Raw genomic sequence first — 19,174 nt, forward strand, 5'->3', positions numbered from 1 at the left:
GACTATGCTTTTTGGGCTTGATGGGGTCGAGGCCGGCCTTCTCATCGTCGTCCTATGCCTATTCGGCGGGATTTTGACCGGTTTCCCGGTCGCATTCGCCATCGGTGGCGCAGGTGTATTGTCGTTTGGGATCATCGCAGCGCTGGATAGCGCCGGCGTGCTGGTGCATCAGGCGGTGGATACGTCCAGCGCTGCGTATCAAGGGCTGGTGGACAGCGGTATCTCTCGATTAGATATTTCGCATTTCCGATACCCTGAGTTGCCGCGCTATCAAGAAGCGTTGTTCCCGGACGGCTGGCAGGTGGCGATTGACCGCAATTTGTCGTTTATCGTCAACCGGATGAATGAGCGCGTGTTCGCCGGGCAATCCATTGAGACGCTGTTGGCGGTCTTGATGTTCGTGATGATGGGGATCACGTTGGAACGCTCGCGTATCGCCAACGATTTGTTGACCACGATGGCCCGGGTGTTCGGCCCGATGCCCGGCGGTCTGGCTGTGTCGGTGGTGGTGGTGGGGGCGTTTCTTGCCGCTTCGACCGGGATTGTCGGCGCGACCGTCGTGACCATGGGGTTGCTGTCATTGCCGACGATGCTGCGGCACAACTATTCGCCGGAACTGGCCACCGGCGTCATCGCGGCGTCGGGCACGCTGGGGCAGATCATTCCGCCCTCCATCGTGATTGTGCTGCTTGGGACGTTGGCGGGCGATCTGTATGCGGCGGCGCAAGAGGTCCGCGCCCAAGCGGCGGGCTGTACCGACGCGCTGACCTATCTGGGACAGGCGGCGGTGGTGTCGGTTGGGACATTGTTTCAAGCAGCGATCCTGCCGGGAATTTTGCTGGCTGCGCTGTACGCGCTGTATGCCCTTGCCTTTGCCTTCTACGATCCGCGCCATGCGCCGCCGGTCCATACCGAAGCGTCATCGGGGGGTGAGGTCATCACCCGCAGCGACGGGCTGACATGGTTTCTGGGCATGCCAGTGGCACTGATCGTCGGCGCGATGCTGCTTGCGCAGGTGGGGGTGATTGGGTCACAGAACCTGACCGTAGACAGCCAGTCGGACGCGTCGAAAGCCGCATCGCTGCGGACCAATGTCTCTGCGACTTGTCAGGCATCGATGATCGAATTGCACGGTCAAGACAAATGGGATCAGGCGATTGCGCAACAGCAGGCCATTGAAGCCTCGGGCGGTGCTGTTGCCAGTCACGCGCTGACCCCGGACGAGTTGCAACAGGCCCGTCTGGACAAAATCGATGCCGCGGCGCCGATCAGTTCTTCAATCGCCATCGGCTTTATTTTCCTCGCCTTGGTCCTGACCACGGCGCGGGGCGTTGCGCCAAGCGCCGATCCGCGGCCTTTGGCGATCGGTCTGCTGGGAGTTGCGCTTGCTTTCCTAGTTGACGCCTTTCTGATCGGTCCGACGATGTCCGAAGGCACCAGTGTCCTGCTGCTGGCCATTCCCTTGGCGTTGACGCTGTACGGCTGCAAGGAGGCCGCGATCCGGCTGGGGCGCAATGATCTGATCCGGGTGGTGTTTCCGCCGCTTGTGCTGATCGTTGCGGTGCTTGGCTCAATTCTTGGCGGCATCACCAACCCGACACCGGCGGCCGCATTAGGCGCATCGGGGGCCATTCTTCTGGCCGCTTACCGACGGCTGACCGATCAGGGCAGAAGTGGCAAGATTATCATTCAGGCCACTTTTTCGATCGTGATCATGATCCTCGTTGGGGTGAATTTCGACCTTCGGTTGGGCCGCGAACAGGTTCTACCCGAGGAATATTTCGCCTTTATCGTAGCCATCGCGACTTACCACTTTGCGGTTTTCGGCATTCTGTTCAGTTGCTGGATTCTGCTGCGGGATGGTGTCTTGGGTCCGGTGGTGCGGGAAACCGCCAAGGTGACCTCCATGGTATTCACGATCCTGATCGGATCGCAGGTTCTGAACCTTGTGGTGATTTCCTTCGGCGGCGAACATTACATTCAGCAATTCCTGCGCAGTTTCGACAACGAAATGGTCGTGTTCCTGATCGTGATGCTGGTGTTGTTCGTTCTGGGATTCGTTCTGGATTTCCTCGAAATCATCTACATCGTGGTGCCGATTGTCGGGCCGGTCATTTATGGCGGCACGATGGACCCGAAATGGGTGACCATCATGATCGCGGTGAACTTGCAGACGTCCTTCCTGACGCCGCCGTTTGGCTTTGCGCTGTTCTATCTTCGGGGCGTTGCGCCGCCCGAAGTCACCACGCAGCACATCTATCGTGGGGTCATTCCGTTCGTGATGATCCAAGTGGCCGGGTTGGGTCTGTTGTGGATGTTCCCGTCGGTGGTGACGATTGTGCCCAACCTGTTGAGCAACTGAGCCACGCGAACTTACCCCAAAGGCGGGCCGCTGGACGGCCCGCCTTGATCGCAAACTGCGCCTAGAAGCGGTGCGTGGATCACAGAGATGCGGTGGGGGTATCGGTCTGCGTCAGCGTGATGACATGGTGTCGGGCAGGCTGATGCGAGCGACTTGTTCGGCGATGGGATCGACGGACAAAGGGTGGGTTTCGTTGTCGTGGTCCCTTGGATCGCCAAGATCCTGCCACAGGCCATTCTTATAGATTTCAAGCGCGCTGAACTTGGCTTTATAGCCCATTTTCGGGCTGCCGGGCACCCAATAGCCCAGATAGACATAGGGCAGCCCGGCTTCGCGCGCGATCTGGATATGGTCCAGAATGACATAGGTTCCGAGGCTCTGTTGCACCAAATCCGTGTCGTAGAACGAATAGACCATGCTCAGCCCGTCATCGAGGACATCGGTCAGACAGACCGCGGTCAATTCAGCGCGGCTCAATCCCGGCTCTGGCGGGGTGGAGTATTCCACGATCCGCGAGCGGATTGGCGTCTCTTCCACCATAGCGGCAAACTCAAAGATATCCATGTCGGCCATGCCCCCCATCGCATGACGCGAATCAAGATAGGAGCGGAACAGTTGAAACTGATCCTCTGTCGCCCAAGGCGAGTTGGCGCGCCGGATCAAATGGCTGTTGCGGCGCATAGTCCGGCGCTGGCTTTTCGTGGGCTCGAAATCCGCGATGCGGATGCGGGCTGACATACAAGCGCTGCAATCGGCACAGGACGGGCGGTAGAGCACATTCTGAGATCGGCGAAATCCTTGTTTCGACAAGGAATCGTTCAGCGTTTCGGCATAATCACCTTGAAGCGCGGTAAACAATTTCCGTTCCATCCGTCCCGCAAGATACGGGCAGGGCTGCGGCGCTGTCACATAGAACTGCGGTGCAAGAGGAAGGGTGTGGCGCATCGGTTTCCAAGGCTGTTTGCGGCCAGCCTAGCAATAGCTGACCGTGCCGCCAACCCCTTCTGAAACTCCGGAAAAGGTTACCATTCCCGGGCTTGATTGATCGCCGCCGTGCCCAGCAGATGATCGTTCAGACCTTGGCCACGGGCACTGACCAGCATGGACAGCATGGACAGGATCTGAAGTGGGAACAGGGAGGTCATGATCAGGAACAGAACGGTGTGGGCCGAGGCTGTTGTCAGGTCGAACCGGTCGCCGCGGCCATTGCGAAACTCGATCGCCACTAAGCGCATACCGGGGGTTGCAGACCATGCCGTCAGACTGCTGATCCGATAGCACAACCCGATTGCAAGAAACAGTCCGGCAAAAAAGAATACGCCGACAAAGGCCGTAAATGGCAGGGCAAGAACGCATAGGACCAAAATCAGGATCGTATCGACGATCCAAGCGAGGAACCGTTTGACGACAGTCCCTGAATAAAATTCGGCGTGGCTGTCAGGGTCGGGCAGACCCCAAAGCGGTTCTGAAGATGTCATTTTGCTCCCTCCAATGCGCGGTCCGCGGCCCGGATAGGCCGCGGCGCAGTGGGTGTTGGTGATCACGTTTCTTGCGGTTCGATCGCTTGGGCCTTGCGGTCACGATCATCCATGAATTGGTCAAACTCGGCCTTGTCCTTGGCATCGCGCAGACGCTTCAGAAAAGACTGGAAGTTGTCCTGCTCTTCTTCGAGGCGGCGCAATGTGTCCGCTTTATAGGCGTCAAAAGCCGAATTTCCCGAAGATTTGAAGGCGTGGTGTTTCATGCGAGTGCGTTTTGAACAGGTTCCGAACATGCGTTTGCTCCAGATCATATAGGCAAGAAGGGCAAGGCCAACAGGCCAGAACAGAAAAAAGCCAAGGACCATTGCCGCGATCCAGGCGCCTTTACCGCGCTGATCGAGCCAGTTTTCGGCTTGGGATGGCCAGGTGGCGACAGTATTCATCGTGGTCTCCAATGTTGTTTCAGGGGCAATGTGAATGCGTTTCACATTGCCTAGATTGTCATTCCCCGGCCGTTGGTCAAGGGGGTATGTAAAATAGTTTTACATTTTTGGCGCGCATGGCCGCGGCCGGACATGCTGTGCGAAAAGCTGCCGCGGAGGTACGCATCGCCGTTGACCCCGGCCATGCAGATCCGCATGTTGAGCCATGACATTCAGCCAGAAAATCACTTGTACGCCTTTGCCATTTGATCCCGAAATGGCCAGCGAAGCTTTGCGTCACCTGCCATGGGCGACGGGGCCGACAAAAGACCTTCTCGCCGGGACGGCGGGATGTAGCCCCTATCTGGCTGGTCTGATGGCCCGGCATGGTGACTGGCTTGAAGAGGTCATGGACACAGACCCTGAGGCGGCCTTGGACTCTGTGCTGGATGGGGTAACGCCCGGATCCCATGCCGAGACACCGGTGGCATTGCGGCTGGCCAAGCAGAAAGTGTCGTTGTTGGTGGCACTTGCTGATCTGGGCGGAGTCTGGACGCTGGAGGAGGTGACGGGCGGGTTGTCTCGATTTGCGGACCGGGCGCTGGATGCCGCGCTGAAAACGGCGCTGTTGCCGGATTTGTCGCGCGGGAAGTTCCCCGGCCAAACTGCGGATGATATCAAAGATGCTGCCGGTCTGGTGGCCATTGCCATGGGAAAGATGGGGGCCGGAGAGTTAAATTACTCCTCCGATATCGATCTGATTTGCCTGTTCGATGACCAGCGCTTTGACCCGGAAGATGTGGGCACTGTTCGGACCCTGCAAGCAAAAGCTGTGCGGCGGGCGATGTCGTATCTGTCGGATCTGACCGGCGACGGCTATGTCTTCCGTACCGATCTTCGGCTGCGTCCTGATCCGTCAGCGACGCCGGTTGCAATATCGGTGTCTGCGGCGGAACGCTATTATGAAGCGCTTGGTCGAACATGGGAGCGTGCGGCCTTCGTCAAGGCGCGACCCGCCGCCGGGGCCATCGCGGTGGGACGGCGGTTTTTAAAAGACATCCGACCCTTCATTTGGCGCCGCCATCTGGACTTTACCACCGTGCAGGACATTCAGGATATCCTGCAAAAAATCCGCGATCACAAAGGCCAGTACGACACTGATATTCTGGACGGGCGTAATGTCAAACTGTGTCGCGGTGGCATTCGCGAAATTGAATTCTTCACCCAGACACAGCAATTGATCGCAGGCGGGCGGGATAAGAGCTTGCGAATGCGTGGCACCCGGGCCGGGCTGCAAGGACTGGCCGAGAAAGGGTGGATCACGTCTGAGATCGCCACTGAGCTGAGCCGTGACTATGGCCGACTGCGCGATCTGGAGCATCGGGCCCAGATGATTCAGGACACTCAGACCCACCATCTGCCGCAGACCGACGCGGGCTGGCAAAGGATGGCCATGTTCCTCGGCGCGGATGATGTTCCCGCTTTGCAGGCCGAGCTACGCGAACTGTTCCATCGGGTGCATGAGTTAACCGAGAGTTTCTTTACCCCCAGTCCGGCCCAGAAACCCGAGACAGAAATCTCAGAAACCACCAGCACATTAATCGCGCGTTGGCGGGCGTATCCGGCATTGCGGTCACGACGGGCGCAGGGATTGTTCGACCGGGTCTTGCCGCGGCTGTTGCAGGGCTTTGAAAAGGCCGCCAACAAAGATGAAGCAATCGTACAGTTTGATGGCTTTCTCAAAGGCTTGCCGGCCGGAGTTCAAGTGTTTTCTCTGTTCGACGCCAATCCTCAGTTGATCGATCTTATGGTTGATATCTCGTCCACTTCGCCGGCGCTTGCGGTCTATTTGGGCGCGCATCCGGAAGTCTTGGATGCGGTTATCGGCGGGGCATTCTTCCAGCACTGGCCGGGGCGTGAGGCTCTGACTGCCGACTTGACCGCGCGACTGTCCGACCCGGATCTGGATTTTGAGCGTAAGTTGGATACCGCCCGGGCTTGGAAGAAAGATTGGCATTTCAGGATCGGGGTCCACCAATTGCGCGGCTTAATCGGAACCGCGCAAGCGTTCGAGGAATATTCCGATCTTGCCGAGGCGGTGCTCGCGGCGATGTGGACGGTCATTTGCGACGAGTTCGCGCGAAAACACGGCCCGCTTCCGGGGCGTGGTGCGGTAGTGCTGGGCATGGGGTCCTTGGGGGCCCGGCAACTGAATGCCCGCTCTGACCTTGATCTGATCATGATTTACGACGCGCCTGCCGATGCGGAATCGGTGGGGCCGAAACCGCTGCCATCACGCACCTATTACGCCCGCCTGACCAAAGCGCTGGTGACGGGGCTGAGTGTGCAGACCGCGGGCGGGACGCTGTATGAAGTGGATATGCGCCTGCGTCCGTCTGGGCGGCAGGGACCGGCGGCCGCATCGTGGACTGCGTTCCAGTCCTATCAGCAGACAGACGCTTGGACGTGGGAACATCTGGCCCTGACCCGCGCCCGGCCAATGGCGGGCGATGCATCCCTCGCGGCCGATATTGACGCGTTCCGCGAGACGGTTCTGGCGGCCCCGCGTCTGCGCGAGGATGTGTTTCGTGATCTGTCCGAAATGCGGGCACGACTGGCGGCGGCAAAGCCTCGGCGCGGCAACTGGGATTTCGCCGCCGGAGCGGGCGGTCTTCAGGATGTAGAACTGTTTGCTCAGGCCATGGCGTTGTTGGCAGGCTCGCCCTGCCGGACTGTTGAGGATCAACTTGCCTTGGACTGTGAGGGTGTCTCAGCCGAGGATCGCGCGGCCTTGCTGAGTGCGCATCAGATTTTTTCGGCCATCAAGTTGTCGGCGCGGTTGCTGACGGATCAACCGTTAAACCCTGATGCGTTGGGACAGGGGGGACGGGATGTCTTGCTGCACGAAACCGGTCAAGACAGTCTCGCAGCGTTGGAGGCGATGTTGACGGAGCGGACAGAGGCGGCCGCTGCCGTCATCAATCGGGTCTTGGCACCGCCATCCTGATCTAAGGTCAGAACGGCGGCGCAAGAATTCAGCGCACTGAACGGATCAGCGTGCGATCAGCTTGGAGGCTTCAGAGGCCAGCTTGGTGATGCCCTCCCAGTCGCCGCTGTTAACCATGTCTTTCGGCGCGACCCATGACCCGCCCACGCAAACCGTGTTGGACAAGTCGAGATAGGACTGCGCGTTGGCAAGAGACACGCCACCCGTGGGGCAGAAGGTGATCTGCGGCAGGGGTGCACCGATGCCTTTCAGGGCCGGAACCCCGCCATTGGCCTCGGCCGGGAAAAACTTCATGAAGCTATATCCACGGGCGAGCAGGTGCATCCCTTCGCTGCAGGTCGCGATGCCGGGCAGCATCGGGAAATTGGCAGCTTCGCAAGCGTCGAGCAACGTATCCGTACTGCCGGGAGAGACGGCAAAGGTCGCGCCCGCATCCATGGCGCGGCTGGCGTCGTCCGGGGTCAGGATGGTGCCTGCGCCAATGATCGCTCCGGGGACATCGGCCATAGCGCGGATGGCATCCAGCGCTTGCGGGGTCCGCAACGTGATTTCCAGCGCAAAGAGACCGCCCGCGACCAGTGCCTCAGCAAGATCGCGCGCGCGACCAGCATCGTCGATCACCAATACGGGAATGACCGGCGCCTTGCGGGCGACTTCGAGCAATTGCTTGCTTGCAGATTCAGGGGTCATGTCGTCAACCTTTTTCTAAATTCTGAAGAACTTGATAATCTTTGTCAGGCTGGCAGAGCGGGCGCAACTGCGACACCAGCGCCTTCGCTGGCCGGGCCGACCGTCCGACGAAAGACTTCGAACAATTCGCGGCCCATGCCGAAACTGTTGGCCGACAGGTCGGGGGTGACGGCGGGTCGGTCGTCGACCCCGTCGGTCAAAACCTCAAGGACGCCGGCGGTTGCATCGACCCGGATCAGATCGCCGTCGCGCAGCTTGGCTAGAATGCCGCCTTCGGTGGCTTCGGGGGCGACGTGGATGCAGGCTGGCACCTTGCCCGAGGCACCGGACATCCGGCCATCGGTGACCAGTGCGACCCGCAGGCCCCGGTCCTGCAAGACCGCAAGCGTCGGGGTCAGCCCGTGCAATTCGGGCATTCCGTTCGATTTTGGTCCTTGAAATCGGACCACAACCACGGTGTCCGAGGTAAACTCGCCCGCCTTGAATGCGGCTTTGACCGACTCCTGATCGTGGAAAATCCGCGCAGGGGCCTCGATCACATGGCGTTCTGGTGCCACGGCCGACACCTTCATCACGCCGCGTCCCAAATTGCCGACCAGTTGTTTCACGCCGCCGCTTTTCTGAAACGGGTCCGTGGTCGGGCGGAGGATCCGGTCGTTTTGGGATTTGCCTGCGCCTGCGGTCCAGTTGAGCCCGTCGTCGCCCAATTTGGGTTCTTGGGTATACAGGTTCATCCCGTCGCCCGCGACAGTCTTGGTATCGGGATGCATCAGGCCTGCGTCCAGAAGTTGGCCGATCATATAGCCCAGACCACCGGCGGCGTGGAAATGGTTCACATCGGCCAATCCGTTTGGATAGACTTTTGCCAGAAGCGGGGTCACCTCAGACAGATCCTCGAAATCCTTCAGGTCCAGAATGATCCCGGCGGCGCGGGCCATGGCGGGCAGGTGGATGACCAGATTGGTCGAGCCGCCGGTGGCCATCAGGCCGACAATGCCGTTGACGAAGGCGCGTTCGTCCAGCACGTCGCAGACGGGCGTGTACTCATTGCCAAGCCCGGTGATTGCCAGCGCCCGTTCGGTGGCGGCGCGGGTCAGGGCCTCGCGCAGCGGTGTGCCGGGATTGACGAAAGAGGCGCCGGGCAGGTGCAGGCCCATAAACTCCATCAACATCTGGTTTGAGTTGGCTGTGCCGTAGAAAGTGCAAGTGCCGGGGCCGTGATAGCTGGCCATTTCGGCTTCCATCAGCTTGTCGCGTCCGATTTCTCCGGTGGCAAACTGCTGACGCACTTTCGACTTTTCGTCATTGGGCAATCCGCTGGTCATCGGACCGGCAGGAATGAATATCCCCGGGATATGCCCGAAGGCTGCCGCAGCGATCACCAGGCCGGGGACGATCTTGTCGCAAACTCCCAGATAGGCCGCTGCGTCAAAGGTGTTATGGCTCAGCGATACCGCCGCCGCCAATGCGATCACGTCGCGCGAAAATAACGACAGTTCCATTCCTGGCTGGCCTTGGGTGACGCCGTCGCACATGGCTGGAACGCCGCCCGCCACCTGCGCGGTTCCGCCCGCAGCACGGGCCGCATCGCGGATCACCGCCGGATAGGTTTCAAACGGCTGATGCGCCGACAACATGTCGTTATAGGCTGTGACGATGCCGAGATTGGGTTGCCGTCCGCTCGCCAGTGCCTCTTTCTCGGCTCCCATGGCCGCATAGGCATGGGCCTGATTGCCGCAGCTTAGATGCGATCGGGCCGGTCCGGCCTCGCCCGCGGCCCGCATCCGCGCCATATAATCTGAGCGGGTTTTTTCACTGCGGGCACGAATCCGATCCGTTACCCGGTCAACTTCTGGGTTAAGCGCCATGTCATCACCTTCGTTGGTCCGGTTCTCTTTGCAGACAGATTAGTCCGTTAGCGGTACCAGCGCCACCAGAATTCCGGGGGCCATCCGCGCAGGCATCGACAATTCGGCTCTGTTCGCGCCTTTCGCCCGCGCGCAGGCCGCATTACAGTGGGTCCGAAGCCTGAAAGGAACCTTACCTGTGACCACCTCCGCCACCGTCCGATTGATGCCGCGTACCGATGCCCGTCGGATCCGCTTTGGGTTTCCTTGGGTCTATGACAACGAGATGGTGGTCGACCGACGCACCAAATCGCTGGAAGCGGGCAGCCTTGCCGTACTCCAGGATGCCGAGCGTACGCCGTTGGGTCTGGTTGCCGTGTCGCCGGGTTCGAAAATCTTCTGCCGGATGTTGGATCGCAACCCCGAGGCCGAGATCGATCAGACGTGGTTTGCCGCGCGTCTGTCGGTGGCACAGGCGATGCGGGCGCGGCTTTACGATACCCCGTTCTATCGGTTGGTTCATGCCGAAGCTGACGGTTTGCCCGGGGTCATCATTGACCGCTTCGGCGATGTTGCGGTGATTCAGCCGAACGCAGCTTGGGCCGAAGCGCGCCTCGATCTGTTGGTCGCGGCTTTGCAAGAAGTTACCGGCGTCAGCCATGTTTTCAAGAACGCGGCGGGCCGGGCCCGGACCTTGGAAGGCTTAAGCGATATCAGTCAGGTTCTGGTGGGCGCAATTGATGCGCCGGTGCCTGTGCCGATGAACGGGGCGACGTATCTGGCCGACCTGACCGGTGGTCAGAAGACCGGGCTGTATTTCGACCAACGTGATAACCATGCCTTTGCGCAGCGTTTGGCCTCGGGCGCGCGGGTGCTGGATGTGTTTTCCCATGTCGGCGGCTTTTCCCTAGCCGCGCTTGCGGGCGGTGCGGTGCATGCCCTTGCATTGGATGGGTCCGAGCCTGCGTTGGACCTTGCGCGGCAAGGCGCAGATGCTAGCGGCGTCGCAGACCGGTTCGAAACCCGGAAGGGCGATGCCTTCGATGCGATGACGGCCCTTGCTGAAGAAGGGCAAAGCTTTGATCTGGTGGTCTGCGATCCGCCGGCATTCGCCCCGTCGAAAAAGGCGCTGGATGCAGGATTGCGCGCCTATGAGCGGGTGGCACGGTTGGGCGCGGCTTTGGTTGAGCCGGGTGGATATCTGGCCCTGTGCTCGTGCTCGCATGCCGCGACGTTGGATAAGTTCCGTATGGCCTCGATTCGCGGCATTGGCCGGGCAGGGCGCCAGTGTCAGCTGATCCATTCCGGGACGGCGGCCCCTGACCACCCGCTGCACCCGCAATTGGCGGAAAGTGGCTATCTGAAGGCGTTGTTCTTCCGGATTCTTTGACATGCGCGTGGTTCTGGACGCCTGCGTCCTATACCCGACGGTGCTGCGGCAAATCTTGATCGGGGTGGCTGAGGCTGGCCTGATCGTGCCGCTGTGGTCCGAGCGCATTCTGGGGGAATGGCGGCGCGCCGTCCTGCGTACCCATCCCGCAGATGCGGCTCAGGCGGGCGTCGAAATTGCCTTGCTTCAGGCGCAGTTTCCGGCTGCCTGTGTGGCGGCCGATCCCGATATTGAGGCGCGGTTGTCCTTGCCCGATGACAACGATCGCCATGTTCTGGCGACGGCTATCGTGGCCGAAGCCGACGCATTGGTCACCCTGAATATGCGCGATTTTCCCGGGCGGACCTTGGCCCGGGATGGCATCCTGCCGCGCCACCCCGATGGGCTGTTGCTGGAACTTTATACCGACGAACCTGTCCGGGTTTTGGCGGTGGTGGCAGGGGTGATGGCGGCAATGCCGGATCGTGAGCAGCCGGACCAACAGCGGCGGCACATTCTGAAGCGGGCCGGACTGCCCCGGTTCGGCAAGGCCTTGGCGCAAACCTTCGCTTGATCGGGATCGTCGGGCGCCTTTGCTGGGGCGTGCCGCGCAATGCTGCTATGCAGCATCGGGCCTTGTTGCGACGACCCAGCACCATAAATAGGGACATCGGGGGGAGCCGTAGTAACGAGTAAGAGGGTTCCAATGGCACAAGTACGCCGCCTTGAGGTGACAATTCCGTCGGCGTTTGATCCCAAGATCGACCCAGCGCTGGCAATGGTCGGGTTCGGGTTTAATCCGGGCGAGCGATCCGGGACGTGTTGGGGCGAGGCGGGACGCCTTCAGTCGAAATCCGGCGCCGAGCTTCGGATGATGGGCATTCGGCGTGACCAGATTGCCGCACATATGGTGCAGGCCACCTGTCCCCGCGTTCCGATCTGATTTAAGTAAACGATCCCTGTAAACGGCAAACGCCCAGAGATGATCTCTGGGCGCTGTCATATGTTGGGGTGGGGGCAATGCCCCCGATGGGTTGGCCTTATGCGCCGGTTTCGGTCGGCGTCTCGTCGGTCACCGAGATGGCGTTCACATCGCTATCCGAGGCCTCATTGGCGGCCCGAACACCGGCCGCATAGTCGGGATGGACCCGGGCCAGCACGGCGTACCAGCGTTCTTTGACCTCAGCCGAGCAGGGCCCCATCGCCGCCGCATAGTTGCTGAACAGGCGCTTTTTCTGATCGTCATCGAACAGATTGAACAAGGCGCGCGGCTGGACGTAATCGGCATCGCTGTCCAGCTGGGTATAGCGGGCAGCGTCGCCATTGATCCGCAGCGGCGGTTCAGCAACCGACGGATCTGCGACCGGACCGCCATGCTGGTTCGGCTCATAATAAGCATCAGCATTGCCGAAGTCGTTGGTGAAGAACCGCATGGAGCCGTCTTTATGATAGTGCTGAACCTTGGCGGCTTTGGCCACATTGGCTGGCAGCATCTCATAATGGGTGCCCAGACGATAGCGGTGCGCATCGGCATACGAGAACACGCGCGCTTGCAACATCTTATCCGGGCTATAACCGATGCCCGGCACAACGTTGGACGGGCTGTAGGCCGCGTTTTCAACCATCTGGAAATAGTTTTCCGGGTTGCGGTTCATTTCCAACTCGCCCACCTCGATCAAGGGGTAGTCGCCGTGCGGCCAAACCTTGGTCAGATCGAACGGATTGTAGGGCACTTTCTCGGCATCGGTTTCCGGCATGATCTGTACGAACAGCGTCCATTTCGGGAACTCGCCGGAGTCGATGGCGGTGTACAAATCCTCTTGATAGGATTCGCGGGTCTTGCCAATCAGGGTTTCAGCTTCCTGATTGGTGTAATGCTTGTGGCCCTGCTGGGTCTTGAAGTGGAACTTCACCCAAAAGCGCTCGCCGTCCGCGTTGATGAAGCTGAATGTGTGGCTGCCATAGCCATTCATATGCATCGGGTTGGTCGGGATGCCGCGATCCGACATCAAGATGGTGACCTGATGCACACATTCCGGCTGCGCGGCCCAGAAGTCGAACATCGCTTCGGGCGAGCGCAGGTTGGTCTTGGGGTGCCGTTTTTGCGTCCGGATAAAGTCGGGGAATTTATAGGCGTCCCGAACAAAGAACACCGGGGTGTTGTTGCCAACCAGATCCCAGTTGCCGTCTTCAGTATAGAACTTCAGGGAAAAGCCGCGCACGTCCCGTTCAGTATCGGCAGCACCGGATTCGCCGGCCACGGTCGACCAACGGCTCAGAACTTCGGTTTTTTTGCCGATCTCGGAAAAGATCGCCGCTTTGGAATATTTGGTAATGTCATGGGTCACGGTGAAAGTGCCCTGCGCGCCCCAACCTTTGGCGTGAACAACCCGCTCGGGGATGCGCTCGCGGTTCTGGTGGGCCAGCTTTTCGATCAGTTGATAGTCCTGCAACAGAACCGGTCCGCGCTCGCCTGCGGTCATCGAGGTGTCGTTGCTGGGCACGGGGGCCCCGGCGCTTGTGGTCAAACGGGGTTTGTCGGTCATGGCGTGGTCTCCTTCACTGCTGGGCGCAAGATGACCTGAGTTTGGAATAATTAAAAGTTGTATTTTCTTCAAATAACGATAAGTTTTTCTGATGAATATTACACTGCGCCAAATGACCTACTTTGAGGCCCTTGCCGAGACCCGGAACTTTGGTCTGGCTGCGGCGCGCATGCATATCAGTCAGCCCGCCCTGTCGATGCAAATCAAGGATCTGGAGGCGGCATTGGGCGGGGCGTTGGTCGAACGTCTGCCACGGGATGTCGGTCTGACCCGCAAGGGGCGTGCAGTTCTGGATCAGGTGCGGACCATTCTGACATCGGTGCGCGAGTTGGAATCGGCCGCCCGGCGTGATGCGTTGGGTGGCCAGCTTAATCTGGGCGTGATTCCCACCGTGGCCCCCTATCTCTTGCCAACGGTCTTGGAGCAATTGCAAAGCCAGCACAGCCTGGCCGGCATGCGGATCCGCGAAGCCCAGACCGACCTGCTGATGGATGAGTTGATGGTGGGAAAGCTGGACGCCATCGTAATTGCCCGCCCGGATCCGAATGCCCGGTTGGTGATCGCGGATCTGTTCTGGGATCAATTTCTTCTGGCCGGGCATGAGCGCAGATTGGCGCGGATCGGGTCCGGGGTCGATGATCTGCGCCCGGTGGATGTCGACCCGGACCAGTTGCTGCTGCTGGACGAAGGCCATTGTCTTGCCGATCAGGCGTTAGAGGTCTGCGCGTTGGATCGTCGGCAAATGCAGATCAACCTTGGGGCGTCATCCTTATCGACCCTGTGTCGGTTGGTGGCTGCTGACCACGGGCTGACGTTTCTGCCTGAATTGGCGTTGGAGGCCGAAGCGAACGCGGCGCCGGGCTTGGCGGTGCGGCGTTTTTCCGCCCCAGCGCCGGGGCGGCAGTTGTCGCTGGTGCGCCGCGCCACCAGTGCCGAAGATGGCTGGTTCGCGTCGCTGGCCGCAGTGTTTCAGACGGCAGGCGACCGTCTTGTCGCACGGACGCGCTGACCGTGACCGATAAGACCCCGTTTCCTTTTGGCGCAAAACGCTGCACATAGGATGCAACCCTGCCATGTGCCATTCTGCGATGACAGGCCGCGACCGTCGAACTATAACGCCGCCCAGAGGAGAAACTTATGCGCGATTTGAAAATCCCCGGCGAGCGACACCCGGAAAAGGCCAAAAAGGCCGATAGCCCGCAGCCCCGCAAGCCGTCCTGGATCCGGGTCAAAGCCCCGGGGTCCGAAGGCTATCGCAACACGCAGAAGATCATCGCTGAACACAAGCTGACGACCGTGTGCCAAGAGGCAGGCTGCCCTAATGTCGGGGAATGCTGGAGCCAAGGCCACGCCACCATGATGATCATGGGCGAGATTTGTACGCGCGGATGTACCTTCTGCAATGTCGCCACCGGGCGCCCCGACACTCTGGATGTGTTTGAGCCGGGCCGGGTTGCTGATGCGGTGCAAAAACTTGGGCTGAACCATGTGGTCGTCACCAGCGTTGATCGCGATGATCTAGACGATGGCGGGGCTGACCATTTCGCCCAAACCATCCGTGCGATCCGGCACCGTTCGCCCGGTACGACCATCGAAATTCTGACGCCGGATTTTCTGAAATGCGCCCCGTCTGTATTGGAAACCGTCGTGGCCGCGCGCCCGGACGTCTTCAACCACAACCTTGAAACGGTGCCGGGGCTGTATCCTGAGGTGCGGCCCGGTGCCCGTTATTTCCATTCTCTGCGGCTGTTGCAGCGGGTCAAGGAACTGGACCCGTCCATGTTCACCAAATCTGGGATCATGGTAGGCCTTGGCGAAGACCGTCAGTCGGTCTTGCAGGTCATGGACGACATGCGCGCTGCCGATGTGGATTTTCTGACCATCGGTCAGTATTTGCAGCCGACGCCGAAGCACCATGTGATCGACCGGTTTGTCACGCCCGAGGAATTCGCGTCCTACGAAAAAGCCGCCTATGGCAAGGGCTTCCTGATGGTGTCGTCAACGCCGCTGACCCGGTCCAGCTATCATGCCGGTGATGATTTCGCGCGGTTGCGCGATGCGCGGCAGGCGAAACTGGCAAAGGGGTAACGCGGGCAGGGATGTCTCTGCCTCGGTTATGGTGCGGCGCTGCCGCACCATGCAGCTTTGCGTCGGGGTCAGTCCAGAAAGCGGACTTTGCCAATAAAGGGCAGGTTGCGGTTGCGTTGGGCATAGTCGATGCCAAACCCCACCACGAATTCATCTGGAATTTCAAAGCCAATCCAGTCGGCCTTGAAATCCACATCCCGCCGTGCCGGCTTGTCCAGAAGCACGATGGTGTGCAGGGATTTTGGCTCGCGCGATTTTAGCAAGCTGACGACGTGGCTTAAGGTATAGCCGGTATCGACCAGATCCTCGACCACCAGCACATCGCGACCGGCAATCTCGCCGCGCAAATCTTTGACGATCCGCACCTCGCGGCTGGACACAGTTTCATTGCCATAGCTGGAGGCTTCGATGAAATCGACCTCGATGGCGAGATCAAGTTCGCGCACCAGATCGGCAATAAAAATGAATGATCCGCGCAACAGGCCGACGACGACCAGTTTGTCGACACCGGCATAATGCGTTTCGATTTCGCGGGCGAGGTCCTCTATCTTGGCAGCAATGGCCTTGGCAGAAATGAGTTGATCGATGGCATAAGGCCGCTTTGACATATCGTCCCCTTGTACTTACGGGCGAACTTTACGATATCGGCGGCGACTGTCACACTGAAAAAGGTACGCTATGCCGACCCATTCGGAAAAACGGACCCTGCCATACAGTGCGGCGCAGATGTATGGGCTTGTCGCGGATGTCGCGTCCTACCCAAAATTTCTGCCGTGGTGTGCCGCGGCACGGATTCGGGGGCGCACGCCGATCGACAATGGCGAAGTCCTTGAGGCGGATTTGGTGATCTCGTTCAAGGTCTTCCGCGAACGATTCGGCAGCCGGGTGACGCTTTGGCCGCAGACGCACCAGATCGACACCGAGTATCTGGATGGACCATTCCGCTATATGAAGTCCACTTGGGCGTTTGTGGATCGCGAAGATGGCGGCTGTGAGGTGGATTTCTTCGTCGATTTCGAATTCCGTAACCGCATCCTGCAAGGCGTGATCGGGGTGGTGTTCAATGAGGCCATGCAGCGGGTCGTGCGTGCGTTTGAGGCACGGGCCGAGGCGCTGTACGGCTCAGTCGCCGTCCGTTAACCCCGACAGCAACAGCGCCAAGGCATGATCGACCGATGCGCGGCGCACGGCGGCGCGCCCGATGGCGCCGAACTCGACCGTTTCGGTTTTGGTGGGCTTGCCGTCCTGCGCCAGACCAAAACACACCCGACCTTCGGGTTTGTGATCGGACCCGCCGGGGCCGGCGATGCCGGTGGTTGCGACCGACACATGCGCCCCCGACCGGGCCAGCGCCCCTTCGGCCATTTCAGCGGCCACCAGTTCTGATACCGCGCCTACAGAGGCAAGGGTTAACGGCAAAACGCCCAGTAAATCTTCTTTTGCGGCGTTGGTATAGGTCACAAACCCCCGGTCAAACACGGCGGACGAGCCGGGGATTTCGGTCAAAGCCCCGGCCACAAGACCGCCGGTGCAGCTTTCAGCCACGGCGATCATGACCCCCTTACGCCGGGCGGCCTCAAGGACGCGCGCGGCACTCATAGGGCGAAGACGCCATGGGCAATTCCTGCGGCCAGCATCACGCCGATGGCGGCGAAGGCACCGGCGATCAGGTCATCCAGCATCACGCCAACTGCGCCGGGTTGCCGATCGGCCCAGCCGACGGGGCCGGGCTTCCAGATGTCAAAGAGCCGGAACAATACGAACGCTCCGACCCAGCCCGGCCATGGAAACAGCCAAGGATCGACCCCCGCATGCCACAGGCCGAACGACAGCGGCACCAGCGCAATCCACTGGCCCGCGACCTCGTCGATGACAATTTCGCTGGCGTCATGGGCCCCAGATGCGCGTTCCTCGGCCCGGGCTGCCCACCAGCCCAAGACGGTCGTGACGCAAACGCCCGCGACCAGCAGCAGCGGCCCACCCAAGACATGCAGCCCGTAGCCAAGGGGCAGGGCCGCAGCCGAGCCCCATGTTCCGGGGGCGGGGCGCATCAACCCGACGCCGCCGACCGTCGCGATCCAGCGTGACAGTCTCATGCCTTGACCAACGTGACGCTGGCCAACGCGGCGATGCCTTCTTCGCGGCCGGTAAAGCCCAGCCGTTCGGACGTGGTGGCTTTGACGCTGATCCGGTCCAGATCAACGCCCATAATGGCGGCCATGGCGGCGCGCATGGCCGCGGCATGAGGGCCGATTTTAGGATGTTCACAGATTAAAGTGCAATCGGCATTGGACAGGGCAAAGCCACGGGCTGTGGCCTCGGTCATAGCATGGCGCAGAAAAATCTCACTTGCGGCGCCTTTCCATTGCGGATCGCTGGGCGGGAAGTGCTGGCCGATATCGCCCAAGGCCAGTGCGCCATAGATCGCGTCAGTGACGGCGTGCATGCCAACATCGGCATCGGAATGCCCAACCAGCCCATGGTCGTGCGGTACAACCACCCCGCACAGGGTGACGGCAGAGCCGGGGCCGAATTTATGCACGTCGAAGCCGTTTCCGGTGCGAATATCCATAGTCATTCCTTTGTCGACGGTCAGCAGAGATTCGGCGCGCGCCAGATCGCCGGGATGAGTGATCTTGAAGTTGCGTTCATCCCCTTCGACAATCGTCACGTCAAGCCCGTGCGCACGGGCAACCTCGACATCATCCATGGCACCGCCCGGATGGGCAGCATGGGCGGCGCGAATGTCGTCCAGTCGAAAGCCTTGGGGGGTCTGGGCGCGAAACAGCCCGGTCCGGTCTACCGCGCCCGATACATGCCCCTGCGCCCCTGTCCAAAGCGCATCGGTGACGCCAAGGGCCGGGGCGGCGCCGGGGGCGGTCTGCAGGGCGTTTAAAACCCGGTCGATGACGGCCTGTGGCAGCAAGGGCCGGGCCGCGTCGTGAATCAGGACCGCGTCACACGGCGCGATGATCGCCTCCAACCCGGCCCGCACCGAGGCATCCCGGCTGGCGCCACCCACCACGATTGTTACGGGAAGATGGCTGGGACAGGTGACCATGTTCTTAAACCGGTCCCGGTCCTCGGGATGCAGAACGACGACGATTTGACTGACATTGGGATGACCGCCAAGCGCCGTCAGAGCATGTTCCAAGACAGTTTTTCCGTCAAGTAATTGATATTGTTTTGGTATCATCCCGCCGGCCCGGGTTCCGCGACCGGCAGCGACGATAAGGGCAGCAGCGTGCATTGGCGGTTCTCCTGTTTCGGCCATTACTATTTGCAGTACAGGCAAGTGACAATGCTAGGCATTTAAATGCGGCAATCGCACAAAAATTAAGCAAAGCGAACTTTTTGCCGCC

Annotated in this window: 18 protein-coding genes; 8 read left to right on the forward strand and 10 right to left on the reverse strand. The window is 60.3% G+C overall.

The features are described 5' to 3' along the window. Window positions 1-4: 4 nt before the first annotated feature. Complete coding sequence (locus BV911_RS08390; protein WP_086053155.1) at window positions 5-2,362, forward strand: TRAP transporter large permease subunit; 2,358 nt, start codon at window positions 5-7, stop codon at window positions 2,360-2,362. Window positions 2,363-2,473: 111 nt separating this feature from the next. On the opposite strand, the gene BV911_RS08395 is transcribed toward BV911_RS08390, so the two are convergent. The 3 genes from BV911_RS08395 to BV911_RS08405 form a co-directional block, all read right to left on the reverse strand. Beyond that, window positions 2,474-3,307, reverse strand: a complete 834-nt coding sequence (locus tag BV911_RS08395) for an arginyltransferase (protein ID WP_086053156.1) — start codon at window positions 3,305-3,307, stop codon at window positions 2,474-2,476. Between the two features lie 77 nt (window positions 3,308-3,384). Then, window positions 3,385-3,840: an RDD family protein gene (locus BV911_RS08400; protein WP_086053206.1), complete on the reverse strand. Its 456-nt coding sequence runs from the start codon at window positions 3,838-3,840 to the stop codon at window positions 3,385-3,387. Between the two features lie 62 nt (window positions 3,841-3,902). Next, the gene (locus BV911_RS08405; RefSeq protein WP_086053207.1) at window positions 3,903-4,286 is read right to left on the reverse strand and encodes a DUF2852 domain-containing protein; all 384 of its coding nucleotides are present in this window, start codon (window positions 4,284-4,286) and stop codon (window positions 3,903-3,905) included. Window positions 4,287-4,491: 205 nt separating this feature from the next. Here BV911_RS08405 and BV911_RS08410 point away from each other — a divergent pair, with 205 nt between their 5' ends. Further along, window positions 4,492-7,272, forward strand: a complete 2,781-nt coding sequence (locus BV911_RS08410) for a glutamine-synthetase adenylyltransferase (RefSeq protein WP_086053157.1) — start codon at window positions 4,492-4,494, stop codon at window positions 7,270-7,272. A 45-nt stretch (window positions 7,273-7,317) separates the two neighbouring features. Here BV911_RS08410 and BV911_RS08415 read toward each other — a convergent pair whose 3' ends face one another. Both BV911_RS08415 and edd read right to left on the reverse strand, forming a co-directional pair. Next, window positions 7,318-7,962: a bifunctional 4-hydroxy-2-oxoglutarate aldolase/2-dehydro-3-deoxy-phosphogluconate aldolase gene (locus BV911_RS08415; RefSeq protein WP_086053158.1), complete on the reverse strand. Its 645-nt coding sequence runs from the start codon at window positions 7,960-7,962 to the stop codon at window positions 7,318-7,320. Window positions 7,963-8,006: 44 nt separating this feature from the next. After that, window positions 8,007-9,830, reverse strand: coding sequence for a phosphogluconate dehydratase (gene edd, locus BV911_RS08420; RefSeq protein WP_086053159.1), 1,824 nt, complete (start codon window positions 9,828-9,830; stop codon window positions 8,007-8,009). A 205-nt stretch (window positions 9,831-10,035) separates the two neighbouring features. On the opposite strand from edd, the gene BV911_RS08425 reads away from it, so the two are divergent. From BV911_RS08425 to BV911_RS08435, 3 genes are all read left to right on the forward strand, one after another. After that, on the forward strand, window positions 10,036-11,199 hold the full coding sequence (locus tag BV911_RS08425) for an RSP_2647 family RNA methyltransferase (RefSeq protein ID WP_086053208.1): 1,164 nt from the start codon (window positions 10,036-10,038) through the stop codon (window positions 11,197-11,199). A gap of 1 nt (window position 11,200) precedes the next feature. Then, complete coding sequence (locus tag BV911_RS08430; RefSeq protein ID WP_086053160.1) at window positions 11,201-11,752, forward strand: RSP_2648 family PIN domain-containing protein; 552 nt, start codon at window positions 11,201-11,203, stop codon at window positions 11,750-11,752. A 132-nt stretch (window positions 11,753-11,884) separates the two neighbouring features. Next, the gene (locus tag BV911_RS08435; protein ID WP_086053161.1) at window positions 11,885-12,121 is read left to right on the forward strand and encodes a hypothetical protein; all 237 of its coding nucleotides are present in this window, start codon (window positions 11,885-11,887) and stop codon (window positions 12,119-12,121) included. 97 nt (window positions 12,122-12,218) lie between these two features. Here the strand turns inward: BV911_RS08435 and BV911_RS08440 are convergent, their stop codons facing one another. Further along, window positions 12,219-13,724, reverse strand: coding sequence for a catalase (locus tag BV911_RS08440; RefSeq protein ID WP_086053162.1), 1,506 nt, complete (start codon window positions 13,722-13,724; stop codon window positions 12,219-12,221). 91 nt (window positions 13,725-13,815) lie between these two features. On the opposite strand from BV911_RS08440, the gene BV911_RS08445 reads away from it, so the two are divergent. Both BV911_RS08445 and lipA read left to right on the forward strand, forming a co-directional pair. Beyond that, window positions 13,816-14,733 carry a hydrogen peroxide-inducible genes activator gene (locus BV911_RS08445; protein WP_168184021.1) on the forward strand — a complete coding sequence of 306 codons (918 nt, stop codon included), beginning with the start codon at window positions 13,816-13,818 and terminating at the stop codon, window positions 14,731-14,733. A 128-nt stretch (window positions 14,734-14,861) separates the two neighbouring features. Further along, on the forward strand, window positions 14,862-15,812 hold the full coding sequence (gene lipA / locus BV911_RS08450; protein ID WP_086053163.1) for a lipoyl synthase: 951 nt from the start codon (window positions 14,862-14,864) through the stop codon (window positions 15,810-15,812). Between the two features lie 68 nt (window positions 15,813-15,880). Here the strand turns inward: lipA and hpt are convergent, their stop codons facing one another. Beyond that, window positions 15,881-16,420 (reverse strand): hypoxanthine phosphoribosyltransferase, encoded by a 540-nt coding sequence (hpt, locus tag BV911_RS08455; RefSeq protein ID WP_086053164.1) that lies wholly within the window; start codon window positions 16,418-16,420, stop codon window positions 15,881-15,883. Window positions 16,421-16,490: 70 nt separating this feature from the next. Here hpt and BV911_RS08460 point away from each other — a divergent pair, with 70 nt between their 5' ends. Next, the gene (locus tag BV911_RS08460) at window positions 16,491-16,952 is read left to right on the forward strand and encodes a type II toxin-antitoxin system RatA family toxin (protein WP_086053165.1); all 462 of its coding nucleotides are present in this window, start codon (window positions 16,491-16,493) and stop codon (window positions 16,950-16,952) included. Here BV911_RS08460 and BV911_RS08465 read toward each other — a convergent pair. The 3 genes from BV911_RS08465 to BV911_RS08475 are packed head-to-tail and all read right to left on the reverse strand — an operon-like array spanning window position 16,935 to window position 19,062. Next, window positions 16,935-17,411, reverse strand: coding sequence for a CinA family protein (locus BV911_RS08465; RefSeq protein WP_086053166.1), 477 nt, complete (start codon window positions 17,409-17,411; stop codon window positions 16,935-16,937). The genes BV911_RS08460 and BV911_RS08465 overlap by 18 nt on opposite strands. Beyond that, complete coding sequence (locus BV911_RS08470) at window positions 17,408-17,908, reverse strand: phosphatidylglycerophosphatase A (protein WP_086053167.1); 501 nt, start codon at window positions 17,906-17,908, stop codon at window positions 17,408-17,410. The genes BV911_RS08465 and BV911_RS08470 overlap by 4 nt, the downstream gene beginning before the upstream one ends. Next, window positions 17,905-19,062, reverse strand: coding sequence for a bifunctional 2-C-methyl-D-erythritol 4-phosphate cytidylyltransferase/2-C-methyl-D-erythritol 2,4-cyclodiphosphate synthase (locus BV911_RS08475; protein WP_086053168.1), 1,158 nt, complete (start codon window positions 19,060-19,062; stop codon window positions 17,905-17,907). The genes BV911_RS08470 and BV911_RS08475 overlap by 4 nt, the downstream gene beginning before the upstream one ends. Window positions 19,063-19,174: the final 112 nt, after the last annotated feature.

Source organism: Pseudoruegeria sp. SK021, assembly GCF_002119405.1.
In the GTDB taxonomy this organism is placed as follows: domain Bacteria; phylum Pseudomonadota; class Alphaproteobacteria; order Rhodobacterales; family Rhodobacteraceae; genus Meridianimarinicoccus.